Annotated in this window: 1 protein-coding gene and 2 pseudogenes; all 3 read right to left on the bottom strand. The window is 53.9% G+C overall.

All coding sequences use genetic code 11. The annotated features are described in order from the left end of the window. Positions 1–1,073: pseudogene (locus tag AC1DN5_RS18985) on the bottom strand (exosporium glycoprotein BclB-related protein); the annotation flags it as partial. A 190-nt stretch (positions 1,074–1,263) separates the two neighbouring features. Continuing rightward, positions 1,264–1,431 (bottom strand): hypothetical protein, encoded by a 168-nt coding sequence (locus tag AC1DN5_RS18980; RefSeq protein WP_327816234.1) that lies wholly within the window; start codon positions 1,429–1,431, stop codon positions 1,264–1,266. Positions 1,432–1,649: 218 nt separating this feature from the next. After that, positions 1,650–3,178 (bottom strand): annotated as a pseudogene (locus tag AC1DN5_RS18975) (hypothetical protein); the annotation flags it as partial.

Genomic DNA, 3,178 nt, shown 5'->3' with positions numbered 1-3,178 from the left:
GTAATGTTCAGCCCTGTAGTGATTCCGTTGCTGATGCTGCCGATTGACAATACGCCGGTAAGGGCAGGAGCTAAAGTGACGGATGCTCCGGGAATCGGCGTGAACGTATTGTTCGGCACAGTGGAACTGTATAATTGTGCAGTTATGGTAACAGTCGAGCCGACAAGCGACAATGCTGCGGTGGTACTGAAATAGGCGGCAATTGATGTAATGGTTCCGCTTCTCGGAGCAGAAAAAGCAAAATTCAGCAGAGTCCCTCCGGCTCCGGTTGAACCAGTTGCACCCGTTGGGCCAGTTTCCCCGGTTGCTCCTGTTATTCCTGTCGCTCCTGTTGCTCCTGTTACTCCGGTTGACCCGGTTATCCCTGTTGCTCCGGTTACACCAGTTACTCCCGTTACTCCAGTCGCGCCCGTTACTCCAGTGGCTCCTGTTAACCCAGTAGCTCCTGTTATCCCTGTTGCTCCCGCTACTCCAGTCGCTCCTGTATCTCCAGTCGCTCCGGTTACCCCGGTTGCTCCTGTTAGCCCGGTTGCTCCCGTTATCCCGGTTGCTCCTGTTAACCCAGTAGCTCCGGTTATCCCGGTTGCTCCTGTTAACCCGGTTGCTCCCGTTACTCCGGGGTCGCCTGTTACTCCGGTCGTCCCGGTTACCCCGGTTGCTCCCGTTACTCCGGTTGCCCCAGTTGCTCCTGTTAACCCGGTTGGCCCTGTTATCCCAGTTGCTCCCGTTATCCCGGTGGCTCCTGTTACTCCGGTTGCCCCAGTTGCTCCTGTTAACCCGGTTGGCCCTGTTATCCCAGTTGCTCCCGTTATCCCGGTGGCTCCTATTACTCCTGTTGCTCCTGTTACTCCGGTTACCCCGGTTGCTCCTGTTATCCCAGTTGCTCCTGTTATCCCTGTTGTTCCCGTTACACCAGTGGCTCCTGTTATCCCGGTTGCTCCCGTTACTCCAGTGGCTCCTGTTACTCCGGTTGCTCCTGTTAACCCGGTGGCTCCTGTTAACCCGGTTGGCCCTGTTATCCCAGTTGCTCCCGTTATCCCGGTGGCTCCTGTTACTCCGGTTACTCCTGTCACCCCACTTGCTCCTGTTATCCCAGTTGCTCCCGTTACTCCGGGGTCGCCTGTTACTCCGGTCGCCCCGGTGAACCCTGTTGGGTTGCTCCCGTTACTCCAGTGGCTCCCGTTACTCCGGGGTCGCCTGTTGCTCCGGTCGCTCCGGTGAACCCTGTTGCTCCAGTCAGCCCCGTTGCTCCGGTCGCGCCTCTCATATGATAATGATTTGGATGACAGCACGGACACCATCTTTCATAACAGCAAGAGTTTTCACAGCAGCATCCTTCACAGCAATGTGCTCGATTATGGTAACTGCGCCTTTGATTTCTTCTTTTATGTTGGGAATGACAGCAACAATCATTACAATACCGACAGTCATAATCTCCAGAGCCGTATCTGTTATACCAAGTATCTCCTTTTCTCATTACACCACCTCTTCTTGCATAATATTTGTTCAAAAACAAATGGTGTTTCAAAAACCCATTTAAATGATCAACTGGTCTCTAAGAGTGAATGTTGCACAGCGTTTACGGAAAAAAGACCTAACCGCGTATCAGTCAGGTCTTTCATCTTTAAAATATCAGTCAGGTCTTTTCATTATGATGTCGGAAAAACAATGCTGTTAAAATCGATATTCAGAGCAGTTGCTGTCGTTAAATTATTAGCAGTTGTGAAAATAACCCTGAGCTGGTAAGTGTTTGTTCCTGCGGTCGGCGCAGTATCCACTGTTGTATCAGCAATCGAAAAACTATCCGTAGCTGCGGTTGGACTAGTTCGCGACAGAGTTCTTGTATGAATTTGCACTGCTCCCCTATATAATCTCACTTCAAAAACAAAGTTTGAATTTGCTGCAGTTGTTAACGCGACACTGAGTGCATAATCCAGCTTTACATTCTGCAAAGCATTAACTGGGATTGCCAGCGTAGCAACGGGAACTTCAGTATTTAACGGTGGAAAAACAGTGAGCGGCCCATTAGTTCTTGTGAAGAGCAAGGTTGGTGTACTGCCTGTGGCTCCGGTTGGGCCTGTTGCTCCAGTTACACCAGTGGCTCCTGTTGCTCCGGTTGGACCAGTTGGGCCGGTTGTTCCGGTTACTCCTGTCGCTCCGGTTGGACCAGTTGGGCCGGTTGCTCCAGTCACTCCGGTTGATCCGGTTGGACCAGTTGAGCCGGTTGATCCGGTTACTCCTGTTGCTCCGGTTGCACCCGTTGGGCCGGTTGATCCGGTTACTCCTGTCGCTCCGGTTGCACCCGTTGGGCCGGTTGCTCCAGTCACTCCGGTTGATCCGGTTGGACCAGTTGAGCCGGTTGATCCGGTTACTCCTGTCGCTCCGGTTGGACCAGTTACTCCTGTTACTCCGGTTGCACCCGTTGGGCCGGTTGCTCCAGTTACTCCGGTCGCCCCGGTTGATCCTGTTACTCCGGTTGAGCCTGTTGAGCCTGTTGGGCCGGTTGCTCCTGTTGGTCCCGTTGCTCCGGTCGCTCCTGTTGCCCCAGTTGGGCCGGTTGCTCCAGTCACTCCGGTTGATCCGGTTGGACCAGTTGAGCCGGTTGCTCCTGTTACTCCTGTTACTCCTGTTGGTCCTGTTGGTCCCGTTTCTCCAGTCGCTCCGGTTACACCAGTTACTCCTGTTGATCCCGTTTCTCCAGTCGCTCCGGTTACACCAGTTACTCCTGTTGCTCCGGTTGCACCCGTTAGGCCGGTTGTTCCGGTTGGACCCGTTGGGCCAGTTTCTCCAGTTGAGCCGGTTGATCCTGTTGCTCCGGTTGCTCCTGTCGCTCCGGTTGCTCCGGTTACTCCTGTTGATCCGGTTACACCAGTTACTCCTGTTGATCCCGTTTCTCCTGTCGCTCCGGTTGGTCCCGTTTCTCCAGTCGCTCCGGTTACTCCTGTTACTCCTGTTGCTCCTGTTGGTCCTGTTGATCCAGTCACTCCGGTTGCACCCGTTTCACCAGTTACTCCTGTTGCTCCGGTTGATCCTGTTGATCCGGTTGGACCCGTTGGGCCAGTTTCTCCAGTTGAGCCGGTTGATCCTGTTGCTCCTGTTGCTCCTGTCGCTCCGGTTACACCAGTTACTCCTGTTGATCCGGTTGCACCCGTTAGGCCGGTTGTTCCGGTTGGACCCG

This window comes from Bacillus sp. 01N42_2, assembly GCF_056399565.1.
Note: the sequence above shows the minus strand (reverse complement) of the source record. Positions and strands in the feature narration are given on the sequence as shown.